The 18,265-nt window shown below is 42.2% G+C and carries 18 protein-coding genes; 13 read left to right on the top strand and 5 right to left on the bottom strand.

Translation table 11 applies throughout. The features are described from left to right. The first annotated feature begins 9 nt into the window (after positions 1-9). The 7 genes from NCCP2331_RS04250 (at position 10) to NCCP2331_RS04280 (ending at position 4,221) form a co-directional block, all read left to right on the top strand. Positions 10-240 carry a hypothetical protein gene (locus tag NCCP2331_RS04250; RefSeq protein ID WP_251668765.1) on the top strand — a complete coding sequence of 77 codons (231 nt, stop codon included), beginning with the start codon at positions 10-12 and terminating at the stop codon, positions 238-240. A gap of 111 nt (positions 241-351) precedes the next feature. Beyond that, the gene (locus NCCP2331_RS04255; RefSeq protein ID WP_251668767.1) at positions 352-519 is read left to right on the top strand and encodes a hypothetical protein; all 168 of its coding nucleotides are present in this window, start codon (positions 352-354) and stop codon (positions 517-519) included. 21 nt (positions 520-540) lie between these two features. Further along, entirely contained in the window at positions 541-1,485 is a 945-nt protein-coding gene (locus NCCP2331_RS04260; protein ID WP_251668768.1) for a M23 family metallopeptidase, read from the top strand. Positions 1,486-2,008: 523 nt separating this feature from the next. Further along, positions 2,009-2,695: a DUF1361 domain-containing protein gene (locus tag NCCP2331_RS04265; protein WP_251668771.1), complete on the top strand. Its 687-nt coding sequence runs from the start codon at positions 2,009-2,011 to the stop codon at positions 2,693-2,695. 178 nt (positions 2,696-2,873) lie between these two features. After that, positions 2,874-3,095 (top strand): small, acid-soluble spore protein tlp, encoded by a 222-nt coding sequence (locus NCCP2331_RS04270; RefSeq protein WP_251668773.1) that lies wholly within the window; start codon positions 2,874-2,876, stop codon positions 3,093-3,095. 142 nt (positions 3,096-3,237) lie between these two features. Beyond that, a complete protein-coding gene (locus NCCP2331_RS04275; RefSeq protein WP_251668775.1) occupies positions 3,238-3,564 on the top strand; it encodes a monothiol bacilliredoxin BrxC family protein in 327 nt (108 codons plus the stop codon). Positions 3,565-3,624: 60 nt separating this feature from the next. Then, on the top strand, positions 3,625-4,221 hold the full coding sequence (locus NCCP2331_RS04280; RefSeq protein WP_251668777.1) for a class I SAM-dependent methyltransferase: 597 nt from the start codon (positions 3,625-3,627) through the stop codon (positions 4,219-4,221). 218 nt (positions 4,222-4,439) lie between these two features. Here the strand turns inward: NCCP2331_RS04280 and NCCP2331_RS04285 are convergent, their stop codons facing one another. From NCCP2331_RS04285 to NCCP2331_RS04295, 3 genes are all read right to left on the bottom strand, one after another. Continuing rightward, on the bottom strand, positions 4,440-5,324 hold the full coding sequence (locus NCCP2331_RS04285; protein WP_251668779.1) for a fructose bisphosphate aldolase: 885 nt from the start codon (positions 5,322-5,324) through the stop codon (positions 4,440-4,442). Between the two features lie 384 nt (positions 5,325-5,708). After that, positions 5,709-6,155, bottom strand: a complete 447-nt coding sequence (gene yiaA, locus NCCP2331_RS04290) for an inner membrane protein YiaA (protein ID WP_376776797.1) — start codon at positions 6,153-6,155, stop codon at positions 5,709-5,711. 166 nt (positions 6,156-6,321) lie between these two features. After that, on the bottom strand, positions 6,322-8,667 hold the full coding sequence (locus NCCP2331_RS04295; RefSeq protein ID WP_251668783.1) for an EAL domain-containing protein: 2,346 nt from the start codon (positions 8,665-8,667) through the stop codon (positions 6,322-6,324). 140 nt (positions 8,668-8,807) lie between these two features. Here NCCP2331_RS04295 and NCCP2331_RS04300 point away from each other — a divergent pair, with 140 nt between their 5' ends. From NCCP2331_RS04300 to NCCP2331_RS04325, 6 genes are all read left to right on the top strand, one after another. Further along, entirely contained in the window at positions 8,808-9,707 is a 900-nt protein-coding gene (locus tag NCCP2331_RS04300; protein ID WP_251668785.1) for a DoxX-like family protein, read from the top strand. Between the two features lie 6 nt (positions 9,708-9,713). Beyond that, complete coding sequence (locus NCCP2331_RS04305; RefSeq protein WP_251668787.1) at positions 9,714-10,322, top strand: DUF4166 domain-containing protein; 609 nt, start codon at positions 9,714-9,716, stop codon at positions 10,320-10,322. After that, entirely contained in the window at positions 10,315-11,871 is a 1,557-nt protein-coding gene (locus NCCP2331_RS04310) for a YndJ family protein (RefSeq protein WP_251668789.1), read from the top strand. Before NCCP2331_RS04305 ends, NCCP2331_RS04310 begins: the two co-directional genes overlap by 8 nt. A 149-nt stretch (positions 11,872-12,020) precedes the next feature. Beyond that, on the top strand, positions 12,021-12,902 hold the full coding sequence (locus tag NCCP2331_RS04315; RefSeq protein WP_251668791.1) for a 3-hydroxyacyl-CoA dehydrogenase family protein: 882 nt from the start codon (positions 12,021-12,023) through the stop codon (positions 12,900-12,902). Positions 12,903-12,973: 71 nt separating this feature from the next. Then, entirely contained in the window at positions 12,974-14,641 is a 1,668-nt protein-coding gene (locus NCCP2331_RS04320) for an AMP-binding protein (RefSeq protein WP_251668793.1), read from the top strand. Beyond that, positions 14,638-16,203: an acyl-CoA carboxylase subunit beta gene (locus NCCP2331_RS04325; RefSeq protein WP_251668795.1), complete on the top strand. Its 1,566-nt coding sequence runs from the start codon at positions 14,638-14,640 to the stop codon at positions 16,201-16,203. Before NCCP2331_RS04320 ends, NCCP2331_RS04325 begins: the two co-directional genes overlap by 4 nt. A gap of 436 nt (positions 16,204-16,639) precedes the next feature. Here NCCP2331_RS04325 and NCCP2331_RS04330 read toward each other — a convergent pair whose 3' ends face one another. Further along, positions 16,640-17,137, bottom strand: coding sequence for a P-loop nucleotide/nucleoside kinase family protein (locus NCCP2331_RS04330; RefSeq protein ID WP_251668914.1), 498 nt, complete (start codon positions 17,135-17,137; stop codon positions 16,640-16,642). A 311-nt stretch (positions 17,138-17,448) separates the two neighbouring features. After that, on the bottom strand, positions 17,449-18,090 hold the full coding sequence (locus tag NCCP2331_RS04335; protein ID WP_251668916.1) for an NAD(P)-dependent oxidoreductase: 642 nt from the start codon (positions 18,088-18,090) through the stop codon (positions 17,449-17,451). Positions 18,091-18,265 lie beyond the last annotated feature (175 nt).

Genomic DNA, 18,265 nt, shown 5'->3' on the forward strand with positions numbered 1-18,265 from the left:
GAAAAAAACATGCGATATAGAACAGGAGACCACAGGATTGTCTGTCCGTGCTGCCAGAACGATACATTCGACTTGGACTACCGGCAGCTGAACACGAAGGCGGCGACACTTTTCAATTTCGACTGGGCGAACAAGGAAGCCGCCATCCTCGTCTGTCAGAAGTGCACCCATATTTCGTGGTTCATGCGGGAGCCGGAAGCCGACCGGCGAACGAATGCAGAACTGCGCGGAGAAGCGTGACGAGAAGACTATAATCATTAAAAAGTGTAAGAAGCTGCCTGAGATTTCATCCGGGAGAAAGGCTGGGATGACCAGGCGATCGGATGGCAAAACGGGGAAATTTATGAGACGATGACGGATGATCGGTATGTGATGTTCGACGAAGCAGAAGAAGGAAGAGAAGCCCTCGTGGTTTCATTAGAAGATGCGGAGAATGCTGTTACGGGAACTTCGCTGATACTGGTGGATCGGGAGCTCTATGAGGTGATCGGTTATATGCCGGGCGAGCGACAGCCATAATTGTTAAGGAGGAGGGCAAGCATGAGGAATTTGAAACATTCTGTACTGCTGGTTGTTTTTCTGGCGGCTTTTTTGGCCGCTTGCGGTAAAGAGGAGGAAGAAGGAGTGGAAAAAGTAATGGAGCCGGAGATGCTTTCTACTACATTCCTGCAAGGAGATTATGAGAAAGTCTACAGCCAGATGAGCAAAGCGTTCCGGGATGAAGTGTCGCTGAATCAGCTGCAGAAGCTGGGCGATGATTTCAATCAGGGTGTGACCGAATACATCTTGCAGTCCGAACTTTCGTTAGATGGTGGAAAGCGCTATGTATGGACAGATGAAACCGGCACAAAAGGGATAACAGCGGTATTTGACGAAAAAGATATCATCCAGGGGCTGCAGATTATGCCGCTCGAGACACATCCAAAAGAGGACAATCAATACACAAAAACCGTATTTAATTTTCCTTTTCATGATCAGTGGTATGTGTTCTGGGGAGGCACGAACAGCCTGGTAAACTACCATTACGAATATGAAAACCAGCGCTACGCCTATGATTTCGTGAAGATGAAGAACGGCAGCACGTACGAGGGCGATCCAACCATGAATGAAAGCTACCATGCATTCGGCGAGGACTATCTCGCACCGGCTGATGGCACGGTGGTGAAAGTCGAAAATGACGTGAAAGATAACGAACCGGTCGGCGATATGAACACGGAGCAGCCTCTCGGGAATCATGTTATTCTGGACCATGGCAATAAAGAATTCAGTTACCTGGCCCACTTTAAAAGTCAGTCGATTACAGTGAAAGAAGGAGACAAGGTCAAACAGGGCGACCCGCTGGGACTGGTCGGTAATTCCGGAAACTCCAGCGAACCGCATATCCATTTCCATGTAGCCGACTCTGCGAAGCCCAAGACTTCAGAGAGCATCAACATTACGTTTGATAGAGAAGAACCCATTATCCAAGGAGATTTTGTGGAGTGATGCAAGCGATTGTTGAAAAACAAGCAGGGGATTCACCGTCATGATTGATGAATCCATATAGTGATCATATAAAAGAGACCGGTCATGAGCGGCACTTAACAAATAACATATTTTTTGATGCCGAATGGAACGATATAGCGATTTGGCAATGGAATCTCTGCTTATAAAAAACTAAGCAGTACCTGCTACAATAAAACCTGTGCTAAAAGAGAGGTTTCACATATGAATAACAAGTGGTACGGGCTATATGCAATGATATTGGGTATTGTATCTATTTTTACAGGTGAAATTGTCACTTTCATAATGCTTGGTTTTATATTAATAGCTTTAATCAATATCAACACAACCTTGAAAAAGAATTTTAAAAAAGACAATGACTAAAAAGAGAAAGCAGAATAAATCAGTTTCAAAATACTTTCAGACGTTCTGTTAACGGGGTGCGTTTATGTTATAAGATATTTTAAACAGCTTTATACGAAAAAAACAGAACGAGTAGCCAAGTGGCTAATCCGTGGAGGCAGCTATGAGGAAATTAATCGAGAACTATAAAGGGTTACTGCTTTTCATGTTTTTTTATTGGATTGTCTGTTTTATCATGTTATATAAGGAATCAAATTTCCTTTATTTCATGCTGCCTTGGAATACCTTTTTAGCGCTATTGCCTTTGGTTTTTATTATGAAAGCAGAAATGGCGATCAGGCAGAGGAAGGTTGGTTGGCCAGCTTTTTGGATCATTCTCTGGTTGTTCTTCTTTCCCAATTCAGTTTATGTGATAACTGACTTCATTCACATAACAAACGATAAATTCTTGTGGCTTGTAGAAGTTGAGCCCTATTCTGGGGATTCAAGGGTTGCATATAGTCATGACATTATGCTGTGGTCAAAGTTGTTTGTCATTGGAGCAGGCTTCTTTTTTGCTCTATTGGCGGGGCTTGAATCCGTTTATATTTTAGAACGGATAAGCAGAAAAAAGTTCTCAGCGTGGATCTCATCTGCAGGACTGATCGTGCTTGCCTTACTTACAGGTTTGGGTGTATACATTGGAAGGTTTTTGCGCTTCAATAGCTGGGATATTCTTGCTGACCCGATTCAGCTAGTTAAACAAGTGATTGGGATGGATGCGTTTGCCCTGCAATTCATAGCTGTTTTTGCGTGCTTTGTCTTTGGCAGCTATTTGCTCTATAGGACTATTAGAAAAAATATCCATTAAACAAACTGCCTTTGATTAACATTAATTTTCGATATTTAAAGTAGCAGGAAGTTTAGCCCTATTACAATGAAAATTAAAATGCTTACTCCGCCACTAATTTTTCATTTTCAATAAATACTTCAATCAAATATGCGCATGCTATCCTTGTGAAGTGAAAATAGGCAAAGGAGGATTAGCAATGGCCAAACATTATCCTAAACCGAATGATCCGGCTGATGATAAAGAAAGGTTGAACAAAACAATCAGCAATATGGAAGCGGCAGAAGAAGCAATGGAGTTCGCAAAAGGCAAAGAACGAGCCAGTATCAAAGAGAAGAATGAACGAAGAGCGGAGAGTATTGAGGATTTGAAAAATGAAATCCAAGAAGAAGACAAATCGAGGATTAATGGTTATATATAACACTCCAGAATCTAGTCTGTGCGAGAAACTTTCGAGTTTTTTTGCACAGGCTTTTTATAGGCAAAAAACAAGCGTTTCGCCCATCGCGCTGTATACAATATATAATAGTACTGAGTATCATATAAAAAAGGGAGAGTTTATTGTGAATCGAATTCGATCTATAGAGGCATGGCGAGCGCTTGTGGATAAATCTGATGTACAGCCATTTCTGTTATTCAAATTAAGCATGACAAGTTTTGCGAGTATCGCAGCTAAAAAAGAAATGCAGAAGCTTCAGACGGAATTGCCGATTTATGTTGTGATTGTGCAAATGAGCAAGAAAGTCTCCAATGCGATTGAATCGGATTTAGGCGTTAAGCATGAAACCCCACAGTTGCTGATCATAAAAGGTAAAAGAGGAATTTGGCAAGCAACACATTATCAGATTAGAGAATCGATAGTGAAGGATGCCATTGAAACCTATGTTTAATCCATCAATAAATAATTCGATGGGCAGAAAATAGAAAATGATTGGATGGTGTATAAGTACATGGGAAGCTGGTTTCCAAAGCTATATGATCTGGCGATGACGCCGCTGGAAAAAACCCGTTTTAAGCGAGTGCGAACAGAATTAGTGTGGTCAGCAAGCGGACATGTACTGGAGATCGGATCGGGAACCGGTGTCAATTTCCCTTACTATTCCAATGCTGAAAGAGTCACGGCAATCGAACCAAATCCTTTGATGAACAAACGTGCATTCAAGCGAATAAAAGACACAAGCGTACCAGTCGAAGTACATGAAACAACTGCTGAATCATTACCGTTTGCCGATAATACATTTGATACAGTTATCGCAACACTTGTATTTTGCACGATTCCAGATCCAGTGAAAGCATTAGCGGAAATTCGCCGCGTCAGTAAACCGGGAGCTGAGATTCTGTTTTTTGAGCATGTACAAATGAAACAGCCCGTTCTAAGAAAAGCACAGGATTTTCTTAATCCACTCTGGAAAAGAGTATGCGATGGTTGTAATCTTAATCGCAATACCTTATTGCTTATTCAACAATCTGGAATAGAGGTAAAATCTATAGAATCTTTTTATGCGACATTGTTTTTGTCTATTCATAGTGTGAATACCAAGCTCTAACTGATTTCTCTTAGTGATTACATAGCTTTACATAGCAATAACCAAGGACTGTAAAGGTACCTATTATTTTACTCTTGAATCGCTCAGTTCCATACAGACCAATGCTGACATAGCGGAAATGACGGATACAATACTTCAGAATGATTCAAATAGTGATTGAGTATTCTGTTTCTCAAAAAAGCCAGTGCCGATACGTTGTCGGCACTGGCTATCTTCAATTAAATCGAAGCTTCATAAATGGATTTTACTGCTTTGCCTAGCTTACTGTTAAATTCTTCTTCTGATTGATCTGCATTCAGGTCCTGGCTCAATGCGCGTGAGAAACTTGCGATAAGTCCATCGTTTTCTTTCAGCTTTTCATTCGCAATATCTGTTGAATAGCCACCTGAAAGGGCAACTGCACGAACAACGCGAGGATGATCGATCAATTCTTTATACAAGTTTGTTTCTGTTGGAATCGTTAATTTCAACATGACGTTTTCGTGATCCTGAAGCTGATCTAAATGCTGATGGATTTCCGTTTTCAGTAATGACTCACATGCTTTTTTATCAGCACTGTGAATATCCACTTCCGGTTCAATAATGGGAATTAGACCCGCAGCAAGAATTTGCTTGCCAACTTCAAATTGCTGATCAACAACAGCTTTGATACCAGCTTCATTCGGCTCTTTAATGACAGAACGCATTTTAGTACCGAAAATATGGCGTTCATTCGCTCGCTTCAATAAGTCCTCCAAATCAGTGATCGGCTTCATTAATTGAACGCCATTTTCTTCTTCTGCAAGACCTTTATCGATTTTCAGGAAAGGTACGATACCTTTTTTGTCTGCCAGGTAATCTGCAGTATACATACCTTGTATTTCACGATCCATTGTCTGTTCGAATAAAATAGCACCGAGAATATGTTCCGCGTCAAAAGCGGGGGATGTGATGATTCGTGTCCGCATGTCATGTACTAATGTGAACATTTCGTCTTCACTTGAGTAGCTATCCTCATTCACTCCGTAGGCTGCCAATGCTTTTGGTGTACTGCCGCCACTCTGATCCAATGCTGCAATGAAACCTTTACCATTCTTAATTTTTTCAAATTGTTTTTCATCCATTTCGCTCACTCCTCATGAATAGTACTTCTTTTATGTTAACATGAAACAGATTTTTTATAAAAAGAAAGGTAATAGAAATTCCTGACTGTTATAGACACATTAATCAGCAATGTCCAGGGTCAGCACGTAATAGATGCAGGCCTGCTTCTATCTTTCACAGAAAAAGGGAAAGAGCACTTGGGAATATTAGGTTTTTAACATGAAATAAGGGGGTTGAGCCGCTTCATGAAGAACGACTGAAAGAATCCTATTATTATATCCAGCGCACTTTTGAATAAGTGCCGACACAAATATATTATCGAAAAAATAACTAGAAAAAGGACTCGTTTGAGTCCTTTTTGAAGCTTCCTTTAACCAGTGTATTATCAAGATGAAGGATAAAACTCAATCAGTATTTCTTGCTTTCTGTGTATCCCGAACATTTTTCTGAACAGTGATTGCGGCAAAAATACTTAGAACAAAAGCCATTCCGTAAAAACCTTTCTCACTTAAAATAATACTTCCTGCATTGAACAAACCGATGGCCATTAATAAGATAGATGTAAGCAGTGCAAACCAGCTGAGTCCATAATAAATATTGGTTACAGGGATTCCCTCCTCTTTATCCCGAACTGCTTTCTGTAAAGAGACAGCTGAATAGAGTCCGAATATTAAAATGGCAAAGTAATAGCCTTTCTCATTCAGTTCCATTGCTGCATTATACAAACCTAAAAGATAAGCAGCCACTCCGATGATCAGCGCTGCATATGAAGCACCTTTAAAAGCGGAAGTAGGTTCGCCGTCCCTTCGCTGTGTTTTCAATTTCGAATCATTTTGCTTGTTCTTATTCATCAAATCCTCATTATCATTCATCACTAAGCATGTCACTCCCTTTCGATTATCATAAGCTAAACCAGGTTCTGCTAGCAACGACTTTTCAAAAGATTCTACTATTTGACCCAAAGGAACCACTCGCAGCAAAGTGCCAAGATTAGTCTCATAATCTTGGCACTTTTATTTATTGGTTTTGTGCAAATTCTTCTTTTAATGTTTCCAATAAGAGATCGGGCTTCATAGGTCTATAAAAATAATATCCTTGCACAAAATCGCAATGTGCTTTTCGCAGCCAAACGACTTCTTCTTTCTCCTCCACACCTTCCATGACTACCCGCAGATTCAAGTTATGGCCAAGTTGGATGATGGAGCGGACGATTGCTTCCTGTCCAGCATTGCCGAGAAGATCGTCCAGAAACGATTTATCAATTTTCAGTACGTGGATCGGCAGTTCTTTTAATTGACTGAAAGAAGAATAGCCTGTGCCGAAATCATCCAATGAAATTTGGATTCCGGCCTCAGCAATTTCTGTTAATATCGACTGAGTTTCATAGGCAAGTGAAGCTGATTCGGTAATTTCCAATTCAAGATATCTTGGATCCATCCGCGTCTCATCAATTATTCGCATGAGGTGTTCGACAAAGTCATCTCTCGTTAATTGCAGAGGGGAGATATTGACAGCAATGATCGGCGGTTCCTGCATTTCTTCAGCCCACTCTTTCCATTGTCTGCAAGCTTCACGCAGTACCCACTCGCCGATTGCATGAATCATGCCTTTTCCCTCAGCGATAGGAATGAAATCTACTGGAGACACAAATCCAAGGATCGGATGAACCCAACGCAGTAAAGCCTCCGCACCGACTATTCTATTGCTGTCCAACGAAACTTTGGGCTGATAGAGCAAATGAAATTGATTTTGCTCCAGTGCAGTCGATAATGCATCTTCCAGTTGAAGAAATCGTTTATGCTGGTCTTTAATTGCGACATTGAAAGCAGTAGCCTGGTTTTTTCCACTACGTTTTGATTCGGACATGGCTAAGTCTGCATATTGCAGAAGCTCATGTGCAGAATCTGCCTCTCTCGGAAATTTGCAGTAGCCTGCACTCAAAGTAGTTTCTATAGACACTTCTTCAAATATGAACGGACAGCGGGTTACTTCAATACATTGTGCGGCAATTGATTGAAGATTTTTCACTTGTTCGCCGGTAACCAACATAACGAATTCATCGCCGCCGGTTCTGGCCAGAAAGTTACCATCATTCGCAATTTCCCTCAACTTTTTTGAAATGTACTGAAGGGTGGCATCTCCGGCTGGAAGTCCAAGTGTATCATTAATGAATTTCAATCTGTCTGCATTAAATAAAATACATCCGATTTCATTTCCATCCTGCAGCCAATCTTGCAAAATTGCATCGAGCTGGTAGCGGTTTGGCAGATTTGTAAGCTGATCATGGTAGGCCAAATGCTCAATGCGGCGTTTGGAATGAATGGATTCCGTTATATCGCGGATCATCCAAAGAGAATTATTCATAGATTCTATCTTCACGGAATGTCTTTTTGCTTCCAGAGTGCTGTCTTTCATTTCCAAATGAAATTCATCTCCACTTTCGACGTCTTCAGTCAGCAGCAAATGATAGTCATGCAGTTTATAGAATTTCTGCTGTATACCCGCCTGATTCATCAAAAGATAAAACGCTGGATTTGCATGAAGAATACGGTTTGTTCTATCTGTCAGAATGATACCTTCTGCTGCAGCATCGAGAATGGTATTTTGAACAATTGCCTGCTTTCTAAAAAAACGATCAAAGATAATAGAGAAGAAAAATAAAGTAAAGATCAGCAGGGTGACAACCGCGACAACCCATGCGAGTACGTTCGCGTCAATACCAGATTCAAATATTCTTTTATTTCCGGTGATTTCTGTAAACTGAGAAGCCGCCATACCGGTGTAATGCATGCCTGCAATCGCAACAGCCATAATGAGAGATGCTGAAACCTTTACTCTCCAGGACATTTCATTTTTTGCATAGAGAAAGCCAAGCCACAAGGCAGCCAGGGAAGCTGAAATAGCAATGAAAGCCGAAACCAGTACAAGCGGTATATTGTAGGAGATTACTAACGGCTGAATAGCTTCTGTACCTATATAATGCATCGACACAATTCCAAGCCCCATCAAGATGCCCGCTGACCAATAATTCATTCGGTTTCCGATGTTGCGGGAAATTAGAAAATAGCCTAAAATACAAGCAATCGCAGAAACCACGACCGAAAGTACAACTAATGACGTATTATAATATACAGGGATAGTAAAATCATGAGCGAGCATTGCAATAAAATGCATGGACCAAATACCAATCCCCAGTGTTGCGCCGCCGGAAAGCAGCCAGATCAGCTTGTCTGTACCGGAGGAAAAAATGACTCTCCTGGCTAAGTCGATAGAAGCGTAGGCTGAAATTGCAGCAATTATATAGGAGAGCATCATTAAATAAGGATTATGCTGAAAAAACATGATGAAAAAAGAATGGTCCAACTGTACACCTCTTCTTTTTATTTTTATCTATTATATCGGCCGAAAAGTAATGTTTAATAGGTTGTATGCAGAAAAACGAAAAGTTAGATATTGGTATTGAAAGTAAACGGGCTCAGTCTATTTGATTGGAGAGAATTAGAATGAAGACAAAACCAATTTACGTTGAGATTCCAATTCATGTACCCATTCAGCAGGTATGGGATGCTTCGCAGAATCCGGAAATGCACGCCCAATGGGATTTGCGATTTTCTACGATCAGCTATCTGCCGAAAAAGGAGGAAGAACCGCAGCTGTTTACCTATACACGCAATGTAGGCCCTTTTTTAACGGTAGAAGGGTGGGGGAAGAGCAGCGGTTCTGTACAATTAGCAAATGGTTCGCGCAGTTCCTCTCTTCATTTTGGGACAGATCAGAAAATTTCTCCGATCCGTGAAGGACGCGGCTTTTGGAAATATGAACCGATTGAAAATGGAACGAAATTTTTGACGCAATATGACTATACATCGAGTTTCGGTAAAGCAGGTAATTTGTTTGATTTATTTTTCAGGCCGATCATCGGATACGCAACTGCACTCAGCTTTGACGTGTTGAAAAGGTGGCTGGAGAAAGGGGAAACACCCGCTTCTCAATATTTTCGCTATTTCTCTATGCAGCTTCTCATTCTATTTTTCTCGTTTATTTGGATTTATCAAGGGCTTGTACCAAAGCTCATCGCGATGCATCCTCAGGAAAAGTCAATGGTCGCAGGCGGACTGTCAATAACAGATGAGCAAGCTTTGAAAGTTGTCTTTGCAATCGGAGCGGCTGAAATAGTATTCGGCTTCATTTGGCTTTTTTACCGCAATAAACGGCATCTTTTGCTGTTGCAGATTATCGTATTTCCTCTACTGACATTCGCGGCATTGATCGCTTCTCCTGAAACTGCAATCCATCCATTTAATCCGGTAACATTTAATTTGTCGCTGATTTTGATTACGGCAATCGGTCTGCTGGTTAGCCGGGATATTCCGACTGCTGCATCTTGTAAAAGAAAGAAGTGATGGTAGATGTCCATTTATCGTAAAGTATTGCAGGAAGATTTTTTCTGTCTTCATCCTATGCTTCAGAAAAGATATGATTGTAAGGAAGGTGCTGCCTTCAGAGCAACCGGGAAAATGAAACGTATTAAAGGCGGACCTAAATGGCTCTATCCACTTTTTAAATTAGGTGTGAGATGGAAGTTGGTTTTTCCGGAAAGCGGACAAGATATACCATTTACAATCATTAATTCTGCTTTTGTCAATTCAAAAGGAGAACAGCAGATCCACTGGGAACGCAAGTTTAATTTTCCAGAGAATACACGTTATTTCAACGCTTTAATGAGTTTGGATGAGCAGCGAATGGTAGTCAAGGATTATTTAGGTGAACCTCCGCTGCTTTACTCAGATTTGAAATTTTCCGTATTAGATAATGGCTCTCTGAAAATCAATTCATTGGATCAGCGTCTTGTGCTCGGAAAATTTGAAATCCCTTTGCCGCGATTACTTCAGGGCTTAGCTGTCATCAATGAAAGCTATGATGAAGAGTATGCTGTCTATCGAATAAGTGTTGAGGTGAAAAATCAGCTCATTGGAACAGTGTTTTCTTACGAAGGGGTGTTTACTGCAGATGCGTAATTTTGTCTTGCTGCATGTCTCACTGTTTGTTATTACTGTTCTCTTCAGCATGGTGCTTTGGCCGTATTTGTTGTTGACTGCTGCGCAGCTTTTGTATATCCCTATACTTTTAAAGTTGGTTTGTAAAGAGCAGGACTGGTTTTGGAAAGTGTATCCTTATTTTGCGATTCCCGCCTATGTATCGGTGATGGTTGAACAAATTGCTTCGCCCGATTGGGGATGGCTGCTAGCAGCAATCTATCTTCTGTTCACTGTGTTTGTCGCAGGTTATGGTTTATATAGATTTTTACATAGAGGGTTTACCAATGTGGAGGAGTTTTCAATTGATATGGGGCTCATCTATCTGGCGATGGGAGGCGGCTGGTATTTTGCTTTCATTGTCGGTATCGATCTCGGATTCAGCCCGCTTCTTACATGGTTGACGGCCATACATTTTCATTATTCGGCGTTTATTCTGCCGATTTTCGTAGGATTGATCGGCCGTCTGTATTCTTCTCGTTACTATAGAAGTGCGGCTGTGTTGCTGCTTGCTGCTCCAATGGCGGTGGCGGTCGGAATCACATTTTCTAGGTGGATTGAAGTCATTTCAGTATTATTTTATTTTTACGGGCTGGGTGTGATGATTTGGATTACGTGGCGTCTGTTTTTTTTACATCCATTACAAAAGTGGTTTGTGAGAATTTCTCTTACTGCACTTGCGGTGACCATTTCGTTTTCCATGCTTTACGTACTGAGTAATGGATTTGGACTATTTTCTACGACGATTGATTTTATGCTGCGTTTTCATGGGATACTGAACTGCATTGTCTTCGCATTAGTAGGCCTCATCGGCTGGATGCTCGCTGTCCCGCCATCTCGGTTTCAGCCTCCGACGTTTCCGGTCAGCAAGATACGGGGCAGGCAGTCAGCAGATCAAATCGGGGAGATCGGAGAAATTCGAGGGCTATCGGATGATTTGCGTACATATGGTGTGATACCTTCTGCGAACATTATTGATTTCTATGAAAATACAGTGAATTATCGTTTGAAAGCAACAGTTCACTGGCATACCTGGTTCAAACCGTTTGCCTATTGTTATTCATTTATCAGCAGGAGGACGCAGCAAATCAATCTGCCATTTCATAATAGGGAGAAAGAGATGACAGGTGATATATTTACGCTGCATGAAGGATTGGACGGCAGGGAACATGTCCGGATCTGGGAAAGGAAAATAGGGAAGGAAACAGTTTTTACAGCCCTTTATTCCCAGCATCATTCCAATGAAAAGTGGTATATGAATATTGCTCTGCCTTTGCCGTTTACGACGATGACAGGCGTTCTGGAACTGCATGACGCAAAAGGTGCGCTGCAGCTTACAAGCCAACGGACAGATGGTGATTCGGATGCAGGTATTTATTTATCCATCGGTAAAGACGGGCTGTTTAAGCTGCCGTTGCAGGAGAACTTTTTAATTACAGAGAACGGGGAAGAAGGTTTACAGGCAGAGCATACGATGTGGATTTTTTCTCTGCGTTTTTTGACTATTAACTATCGGATAGAGAAATATTGATATATGAAAAAGTGGCTGCTCGGCAATTGATGTAAAAAGCAGCCGCTTTTTTATATTCTCTTTTCTCCTTGCTAATGAAAAGAGTAAGAGTTATTATAGTATTCAGAACATACCCACTGGTTAGTATAGAGAACGGGAGGAGAAATAATATGAAAACAAACGATGTAAAACGTATTACAGTAGTCGGTGCAGGACAGATGGGACACCAAATTGCAATGCTTTGTGCGTTAGGAGGATATCAAACCACATTGCAGGATATCAATCAAGAGGCATTGCAGAAAGCAGAAAGTAATTTAGAGCGTCTGATGAGTGATTGGGTGAAAAAAGGAAAACTTGAGGAGTCAGCGAAAGAGAAAGCATTTTCGTTGCTGACTTATACGCAACAATTAGAAGAAGCAGCAAAAGATGCTGATCTTGTAATAGAGGCGATTGTCGAGGTGCTTGAAGTAAAACAGGAGTTGTTCAAGAAACTGGATAGAATTACTCCTTCTCACACGATTTTGGCTACCAACAGCTCGACGATTATGAACTCATTGATTGCAAGTGTGACAGGACGCCCAGAGAACGTATGCAATATGCATTTCTTTTTTCCGCCGCTTGTAATGGACAGTGTGGAAGTCGTGATGAGTGAAGAAACTTCTGAAGTGACAGCCGAGACGGTAATGGAAGTTTGTCGGAAGATCAACCGGACAGCCATCCTGCTGAGAAAAGAAATTCCCGGTTTTGTGGCAAATCGTATACTCGGGGCCATTCATCGCGAAGCAACATCCTTGTATGAAGAAGGAATTGCAAATTTCGAGGATATTGATTTGATCGTGAAAAAATCACTTGGCCATAAGCTTGGGCCATTCGAATTGATCGATTTGTCCGGCGCAGATGTCGTCTATGCAGCTATGACTCATCAATATGAGGAAAGTGGGGATGAGAGAGAACGGCCGCCTGCCTGTATAAAAGAGAAAGTTGATAAAGGGGAACTTGGCAGGAAAACCGGTGTTGGATTTTATGACTATCGGCAGGAAGCGGTGAAATGACGCGATCATCAAGTGGAATAGAAACTGAAGAATTTTACACTGACTAGTTAATGAATAAAGGGGAGAATTCTATGCAGAAAACAGTGCGACCTTATTGGCCATCCACGGTACCCGAAAAATTAACCTATCGTCTTGGAGAGATTCCACTCCATGAATATGTGAAGCACAACGCGCAGGAGCAGTCAGAAAAAACAGCCTTTCAGTTTTACGGCAATGCGATCAGCTGGCAAGAGCTCGATGATCAAATAGACCGACTGGCTCAGTTCTTTGTTACTCAAAATTTCGTTAAGGGAGAACGCATTGCGCTGTTTATGCAAAATTGTCCACAATATATTATCGGCCATTACGCGATTCAGCGAATGGGCGGTATCGTAGTCCCTTTAAATCCGATGTATCGGGAAGCAGAGCTGGTTTATTTGATTCAGGAGGCGGATATTAAAGGGATTATTGCTGGACAGGAAATTTACAGCCGCATTGAAAAGATAGCGGATGAGGTGCCGGGTCTCCATTGCAAAATTACGACGAACTATATCGATTATGTTCCTGCGCAGCCTGACCTGCCATTCCCGCAAGAATACAATCTGCCGAAAGAACGCGCTGATGGAACGTTTGATTTTATTTCCATCATTCAGGAGAATGAACCGCTTGCGAGTTATCCGCCGACGAATATTTGGGAAGATGTGGCTCTGCTGGTCTTCACATCGGGTACGACGGGCAGGCCAAAAGGTGCCATGCTTACTCATGGAAATGCTTTATACAAAACTGCGGCTGCAGTTGCAGGTAATGAAATGATGCAAGAGGAGACATTGCTGTCGATTGCGCCGCTCAGTCATATTGCCGGTATGCTGATGGGCGTCAATATCCCTGTTTACCATGCATGCCAGACGATTTTAATGACGAGATTCGATCCAGCAGCAACCGTCTTGGCGATTGAAAAATATAGAGTAACCACTTGGTACAGCATTGCGATCATGAACTGGGCCATCATGCAACTGCCAGGTGTAGAAAAACGGGATTTTTCCTCCTTGAAGAAAAATCTGTCGACCAGTTTTGGTCTGCAAGTGACAAAAGAGCTGGCAGATCAGTGGAAAGCCGTGACAAAAGGCTGTCCGATGTACGAAGCCGCTTATGGATTGAGTGAAACCCATACTGGAGATACATTTATGCCGCAGGAGAACGTCAAGTATGGAAGCTGCGGAATCGCAGTCAATGAAACAGAAATTAAGATTATCGACCCAGCTACTGGAGAAGAGATGCCTGCAGGCAAAGAAGGTGAAGTGATCATAAGGGGACCTGGTGTTTTTACAGGTTATCTCAACAGGCCGGAAGCAACGGAAGAAACATTGCGAGAAGGATGGCTGCACACGGGTGACTTCGGAAAATTGGATGAAGAAGGATATTTATATTATTTGGGGCGCATTAAAGAGCTCATCAAGTGTTCTGGCTACAGCGTTTTCCCTGATGATGTGGAAGCTTTGCTCAGCAATCATTCTGCAGTCTCGCAGTCAGTTGCAATAGGTGTACCGGACACAAAAAGAGGAGAAAATGTGAAAGCATTCATTATATTGAAACAGGAATTTAAAGGTAAAATCGAACCCCAAGAAATAATTGACTGGGCTAAAGAAAATATGGCTGCCTATAAATATCCACGAGAAGTGGAATTTATCGAGGAACTGCCAACCACAAGCTCAGGAAAAATCTTACGAAGGCTGCTGAAAGAGGAAGGTGATCGGCAATGACGCAAAAACCAGTTGAAAACGAAGTGCTTCAGTCTGTTGAAGATCTGAAACGAAGAAAACAACAGGCTTTGAACAGCGGAGGGGTAGATAAGCTGGAAATGCAGCGGCAGGCAGGACGCTATACTGCAAGAGAGCGTGTCGATCTGCTTGTTGACGAAGGCACATTCATGGAATTAGGCATGCTGAATCATTCCGATCAAATGGGGTCTGAAGGTAAAAGTGCAGGCGACGGGTTGATCGGCGGCTTAGGGAAAATTAATGGCCGGCATGCGGTGATTCAAGCCGGGGATCAAACAGTGTTTGCAGGGACGGAAGGGACGGTTCATCTCCGAAAGTCTAAAGCGTTGATGGAGTATGCGATTAAGCGCGGTCTGCCTATGTTCAATTTGAATGAAGGCGGCGGATTGAGGATGCCGGACGGGATGGGCTCAGACGGAATCAGCACCAAGCTATTTCCTCAAGAACTTCTTACGCTTGGCCGTGAAGTCCCGATGATAACAGGAATCTTAGGAGATAGTTTTGGAGGCCCTACATGGATTGCGGTATCATCCGATTTTGTGACGCAAGTAAAAGGAACGTGTCTGGCGGTTGCAGGTCCGCGTATGTTGGAAATTGCCAATGGGCAGACCGTTTCTAAGGAAGAACTTGGCGGAACGGAAGTACATACCCGCCAAACTGGTCAAACAGATGCGGCAGCTGAGTCCGCGGACGAGTGCATCGAGCAGATGAAGAGATTTTTCGGGTATATGCCTTCAAACAGTTCCGAACTGCCACCGCTTAAAGAAACAGAAGACAGTCCAGAACGTATGGCAGATCGTGTGCTGTCCATTCTTCCGCAGCTGTCGAACCGGGTCTATGACATGAAGCAAATCATTCAGGATCTAGTGGATGATGGAGAATATATGGAATATAAGGCAGGCTATGGGCAGGCGCTGATTACCGTTCTGACGCATATGAATGGTCGAGCTGTTGGCATCATAGCCAATCAGCCGAATAAATTTGCCGGGGCTGCAGGTCCCGATGAATGCGAGAAGGCAACCGATTTCATTTGCCTCTGTGATTCTTTCCATATTCCTCTCATATTCCTGCATGATACGCCCGGATTCCGAATCAGTACACAAGCTGAAAAAGAAAAAATTCCAACGAAGATCATGGTGTGGAATCAAGCGCTGGCACAATCGACTGTGCCTAAAATTTCTGTTATCATACGAAAGAGTATCGGGGCAGCCTACGGTAATATGTGCGGTCCGACGATGGGTGCGGATTTTGTGGTGGCGTGGCCGACAGCGGAGATTAACTTCACGGGTCCGGAAGTCGGAATCAATGTGGTCTATGGCAGACAGTTGGAAAAAGCAGATGATCCGAAAGAAGAGAGAAAAAAGCTGCTGGAGAATTGGGCATTTGACAGTTCGCCTTATAAAGCAGCGGCGAGTCATTATCTCGATGATGTTATTGATCCGAAGGACACTCGAAAATTCATCTGTCAGTCATTGGACTTTGCCTGTGCGAAAAACGGTGGCAGGAGCGAGCGGCGTTTAGCGAATTGGCCAACTGGTTTTTAAAGCGAAAATAAAAATGGTGTGTATGCAAGTAATGGGTTCGGTTGATAGAGAGAAAATCATCAGTAGCAAGTCAAATAACAATTGATTAAACATATGTTTTATCCAAGATTTACGGTAGAAAAAGCAAGAAACAACGCACAGATTATTACGTCTGTACGTTGTTTTACATACCATGTTTCCTATTATAAATTAGCTTCGTACCCGAATCTGGTATAGTGTATAAAACTCGTTGATTTGCGCTCCAGACGGCACGCGTTCCGATAGGCGTGCGGTGAACAACAGCCCTCGCTTCGCTCGCTGGGTGTTTCACTTGTTTCGCTTGATCCTCCCGGAATCGGCCGTCTTCCGCTCCAAACAACTAAGCGTCTACTTTAAACTTATTCATTAACTGCGCCCTTTTGTTGAAAGGTATCACAATGTTGTGTTGAACTCCACGTTATTCTTTTTCACTAAACTCTAACATATTTAAACCCTCGGATGCTTCTGGTACTTCAAAAAAGTTAGTGACATGGGTAAACACTGCTTCCGTATCAAAATCTGCTCTTTCGGGTTGTTCATTACGCCTTTGTGCAATTTGACGTAAGCATTGCTCGTTAGTTAGATTAAGGAAAATTAGTTGATGGCTTGCATTGACATCTGACACCATATCCAAAAACCACTTTCGCTGCTTTTGAGTGTTAGCTGGAAAATCCATCACTACGTCTGTACCAACGCTTAATATATTTTGTATATGCTTTCTCACCAGCGGCTTAATCTGCGCTGAAAATTTCAGATAGTCATCAAATGATTCGATTTGATTAGGATAAAGAGATGAAAGCCATTCGTCCTCAGATAATAGTACCGCATGTTTATCTATTGCCATTTGTTTTGATTTAGTTGATTTTCCTGCGCCCATTTTTCCACAGAAGAAGTATAGCGTCCCCAGTTGTTTCATATTTTTTACACCTCCAAGTTTTATTAGTGGATGTTGCTCTACCTTGTAAAACATGTTATTCAACAATCTGCCTCCATTTGGTTGAACAAGCCGTCCTCTTATCGCCTATTTTGCATAAAGCGCCTTTTCTCCTTCAATATTCTTTTTAAGGTAAATATTTCAGCTACCAATTAACAAGCGTTTCCACAACATAATTAGCAAGGGGCATAAATTTATGTGCGAATTGCTTCCCCATGGGCTATACTTTTAACGTTTTCTCCCCATGTGCTGAAACCATTAGTATACATGGAGCATATAGTAACTTTTTTTACCTACTCCGATTCAGAAATAACTGCAAACCTTTCATTATGATGTTTGGGATATTCCACTTCATCCATCAGAGCAACTGCAAAGTCTGCGTAGCTCGTGTAGGATTCTCCCGTCGAATTGGTCAGCACAATGTCGGTGCCTGTTTCATATTTCTGAGTTCGTTTTCCTTCTGCATCAAATAAACCGGAAGGGCTGATATATACCCAATTTACATCATCTGTATTCTCCAAGTCCTCTAAGTTTTTCTGCATCTGCAGAGCCGTATCTATGAACTGCTGCGGGAAGCCCGCTGTTTCATAAATGCGTTCATCGCGTTTTTCGTCAGAGAACAGACTGCCGCCGCTGCCCACAACAACGAGCCGCGTATTCGGCAAGCCTCTTAATTCGCGAATCAAGACCTCACCAGATGTCGTATGTAAATATTCCTCGCCGAATTTGGCATTAAAAGCATTGACCACGACATCGAAACTGTCCAAGTCATCTGTTTTCAAATCAAAGATATCTTTTTGGATGATCGTTACGTTGTCATTTTGCAATTTCTCCGGGTTTCTCACAATGGCCGTCACTTCATGACCGCGTTCCAGCGCTTCGTTCATGATGAGACTTCCCGCTTTTCCGTTTGCTCCAATAATTCCTATTTTCATCATCGATTCCTCCTTGGATGATCTTGTCATGTATTCCTCAACTGAGGGCAGGGGTTTTTATTTTCAAGAACAGGTTGGTATCTATTAGGATAAAGTGTGAGAGAGGAGAAGTCTAATATAATGGAAGTGAATAAGCGGTATGCTGGAAAAGGTCTCTGAGTATCTGTCTACATGA

This window comes from Sporosarcina sp. NCCP-2331, from assembly GCF_023707945.1.
Taxonomy (GTDB): domain Bacteria; phylum Bacillota; class Bacilli; order Bacillales_A; family Planococcaceae; genus Sporosarcina; species Sporosarcina cascadiensis.